Genomic DNA, 3898 nt, shown 5'->3' with positions numbered 1-3898 from the left:
AGCAACTGCATCAATTCCGATATCGACAAAATCTACGTCCTCACCCAGTTCAACTCCGCCTCTCTCAACCGCCACATCGTCAACACCTACCGCATGTCTCCCTTCACAGGCGGCTTTGTGGATATTTTAGCGGCCCAACAAACGCCCGATAACCCCGATTGGTTTCAGGGCACCGCCGATGCTGTGCGCCAATATCTCTGGCTGATGGACTCTTGGAAGCCACGGGACTTCCTCATCCTATCTGGGGATCACCTCTACCGCATGGACTACCGCCCCTTCATCCACCATCACCGGCAGACCGGAGCCGATGTGACGCTGGCGGTGCTCCCCTGCGAAGAAAAAGTGGCCTCAGGTTTTGGCCTGCTCAAGATCGGCGAGAACGGTCGCATTGTCGATTTCAAGGAAAAGCCGCAGGGGGAGCTGCTGCAAGCCTGTCAGGTGGATACCCAAGCCCTCGGCCTTAGCCCGGAAGAGGCCAAGGCCAAGCCCTACATCGCCTCGATGGGCATTTATGTATTCCGGCGGGAAGCCCTCATCGAGATGCTGCAGGTGAAGGAGCACACCGACTTCGGCAAAGAGGTGCTGCCGGCAGCCATTGGCAAGTACCATCTGCAGGCTTACCTCTTCAAGGGCTATTGGGAAGACATCGGCACCATCGAGGCTTTTTATCGGGCCAACCTGTCGCTGGTGCAGCAGCCCAACCCGCCTTTTAGCTTCTTCAACAGCGAAATGCCCATCTACACCCGCCCGCGCTTTTTGCCCCCCAACAAGATTCTCGATTCCCACATCGTCAATTCCATCATCGCCGACGGCTGTATCATCAAAAATGCCCAAATTCGCAATTCCATCATCGGCATTCGCAGCCGCCTGGAAGCCAACACCATCATAGAAAACACCCTGGTCATGGGGGCCGATTACTACGAGTCGGCAGAAGAGCGCCAGGCCAAGCTGGAGGCCGGGATCCCACCGGTGGGCATCGGGGCCAACTCCCACATTGTCAACGCCATCGTGGACAAGAACGCCCGCATCGGGCGCAACGTCCGCATCCTCAACAAGGATCACGTCAGCGAAGCGCAGCGGGAAGAGGAAGGGATCTGGATCAGCAACGGCATCGTCACCATCATCAAGGACTCGGTGATCCCGGACAACACCGTCATTTGATCGGGGGAGGTCGGCTCTGGCCAAGAACCTGGCTGGCGAGCGCTGAGGAGGTGCTGTTAAGCAAGATGAAGAGGAATCAAGAGGCTTTTGCCGTTACAATAGATTACGATAACTATTGAGAGCTTTAAAAACAGATTGTGAGATCCCTTGAGCGTGCTGAATAGGATTTCCTCGATTGCCGACCTAGAAGTTTACGATCCGCAATTTATTGCTCGTTACTACCGCTGGCGCCTGCCGCAGGTGATCGGTCGGGCGCTGGCCATTCTCTGGCCCTTTCTCTGGTTTGTCCTCTGTCTGCGCTGGGATCGCCTGTGGGGGCAGACGGAGCGCAATGTGGCGGAGCGCTCGGCCCAGTTGCGCAAGCTGCTCACCGACCTGGGGCCCACCTTCATCAAGGTGGGGCAGGCCCTCTCGACGCGACCGGACTTGGTGCGCAAAGACTACTTGGAAGAGCTGACCAAGCTGCAGGATCAACTGCCCAGCTTTCCTTCCCAGGAGGCGTTTGCCCGCATCGAGTCAGAGTTGGGCCGTCCGATTAGCGAAATTTACGCCCAGATCTCTTCCGAGCCGGTGGCCGCGGCCAGCCTAGGCCAGGTTTACAAAGCGCAACTGCACAGTGGCGAATGGGTGGCGGTCAAGGTGCAGCGGCCCCACCTGCGGGAGCGGCTGAGCCTAGATCTGTACCTCATCCGCTGGGCCTCCACCTGGCTGGGTTCCTGGCTGCCCCTGAACCTGGGCAACACCTTGACGGCGGTGGTGGATGAGTTTGGTTACAAGCTTTTTGAGGAGATCGACTACCTGAACGAAGGGCAAAACTGCGAGCGCTTTGCCGAATACTTTCGCGGCGATCCCGATGTGTATGTGCCGCGCATCTTTTGGGCCTACAGCACCCGCCGGGTGTTGACCCTGGAGTGGATCGACGGCATCAAGCTCACCGATGTGGAGCGGATTCGAGCCGCCAACTTGGAGGTCAGACAACTGGTGCGCATCGGCGTGGTGGCTGGCCTGAAGCAGTTGCTGGAATACGGCTTTTTCCACGCCGATCCCCATCCGGGCAACCTGTTTGCCCTGGCCGATGGCCGCCTGGCCTATATCGACTTCGGCATGATGGACCAGCTCACCGAAGAAATGAAGGAATATCTGGTGGACGCGCTGGTTCACCTGGTGGATCGCGACTACAACGCCTTAATCGACGATTTTATCCATCTGGGCTTTTTACAGCCGGATGTCAACCGCCAAGAGCTGATCCCTGCTTTGGAGACGGTGCTGGCGGATGTGTTGAACCAGGAGGTGGGCAACTTCAACTTCAAAACCGCCACCGACCAGTTCTCCGATTTGATGTACCGCTACCCCTTTCAGGTACCCTCCCACTTTGCGTTGGTAATCCGCTCTTTGGTTACTCAAGAAGGGGTGGCTCTTAGCCTCTATCCCCAGTTTCGCATTGTTGGTGTGGCCTATCCCTACGTGGCCAAGCGCCTGCTGACGGATGAGTCACCCCGCATTCGCCAGCGGCTGCTGCAAGTGCTGATTAAAGATGGCAAGTTCCGCTGGAACCGCCTGGAGAATTTGATCCAAATTGCCCGCAGCGATGGGGGGCTGGATTGGATCCCCACTGCCCAAATGGGTTTGCGCTACTTGATGTCGGAAGAGGCCCGCGAGCTGCGCCGCCAGTTGGTGCTTTCGCTTACGGAAGATGACCGCCTTCACTTTGAGGAGCTACAGCGGCTGTGGCATGTGGTCAGCCCCGACTTGTCTCCAACTCACCTCTGGCAGGCGGCACTGGGATCCCTGCCCGGCGATCTGCAACATGCTTTGGCCGAGTTGAGGGAACAGATGCAAGCCCACCTGGAGCGGCTCAGCCACTGGCGACTTCCCCAGCCCTGGCCGAATTTGCTGGCGGGAGTGGGACAGGAAAGGTAGAACAGAAGAAGATAGCTTAAGTTTGGTGAGCTGGACAAAAGCGTGGCAGATCAGAAAGGTGACTTCATTGCCGGTGTGGTAGCCGGCGCTGTGTTGGGCGGGATCATCGGCGGGGTGATCGCCTTTGTGCTGGCCCCCCGACTGAGCAAGGGATCCGCCGAAGGCCAGCGCCGCGATCCCGACCGTCTCAACGGCACCTCTGTCCCTCCTGAGCGGCCGCGCCTCCGAGTCTCGGGTGAGCCGGCTGTGCCCAGCTCCAGCGACTGGAGGGAGTGGGAACAGGAAACAGAGCGGATTGCCCAGGCCCGCCGCACCCTCGAAGCCAAGATTGCCGAGTTGAACGAGGCGATCCAGGCCACCCGCGCACAACTGCTTGTCAAGGAAATATCTTCTAGCGCTGTCGAGGAAAAGCCTTAAGCAGGGGATCCCTGTCCATGCCAAACTAGAGGCGGCACTGGCTTTCTCCCCTGAGGGGTGCCAGTGTTCTCGTCTCTCGGCTGAGTTGCCCTCCTGGATCAGGTCTGCCTCTGCCGACAGCGCTTAAGTTGAGATGAGTTGAAGAGTCGTTCCCTCGCTGTTTCTAACCATGATGCTCAGCCCTTTGTTGCTCCCTTGGACAGACGGCCTCTCTCTGGGGCTGGTCTACGGCAGTGCCGCGTCTTTGCTGTTTCGCTCCCTTTACCAGTTCATCGTCATTTACAATGCCCTGCTGATTGTGCGGATTTTGCTGAGCTGGTTCCCGCAACTGAACTGGTCGAACCCCATCCTGTCGGTGCTCAGCCAGCTCACGGATCCCTATCTCAACCTCTTCCGCGGC

General features: G+C 58.2%; 4 protein-coding genes. All 4 read left to right on the top strand.

Going from position 1 to position 3898, the window contains the following annotated elements; all coding sequences use genetic code 11:
- The coding region (locus NW857_RS06090) for a glucose-1-phosphate adenylyltransferase (protein WP_414368326.1) at positions 1 to 1161 on the top strand (1161 nt) is incomplete at its 5' end.
- 153 nt (positions 1162 to 1314) lie between these two features.
- Entirely contained in the window at positions 1315 to 3081 is a 1767-nt protein-coding gene (locus tag NW857_RS06085; protein ID WP_414333589.1) for an ABC1 kinase family protein, read from the top strand.
- 42 nt (positions 3082 to 3123) lie between these two features.
- Positions 3124 to 3498 (top strand): hypothetical protein, encoded by a 375-nt coding sequence (locus tag NW857_RS06080; RefSeq protein ID WP_414333591.1) that lies wholly within the window; start codon positions 3124 to 3126, stop codon positions 3496 to 3498.
- A 169-nt stretch (positions 3499 to 3667) separates the two neighbouring features.
- Positions 3668 to 3898, top strand: a 231-nt coding sequence (locus tag NW857_RS06075) for a YggT family protein (protein ID WP_414368323.1), incomplete at its 3' end; no start/stop codon positions are given.

It is taken from the genome of Synechococcus sp. H55.9, assembly GCF_047462355.1.
Classification (GTDB): domain Bacteria; phylum Cyanobacteriota; class Cyanobacteriia; order Thermostichales; family Thermostichaceae; genus Thermostichus.
This window is presented reverse-complemented; position numbering and strand designations above follow the sequence as displayed.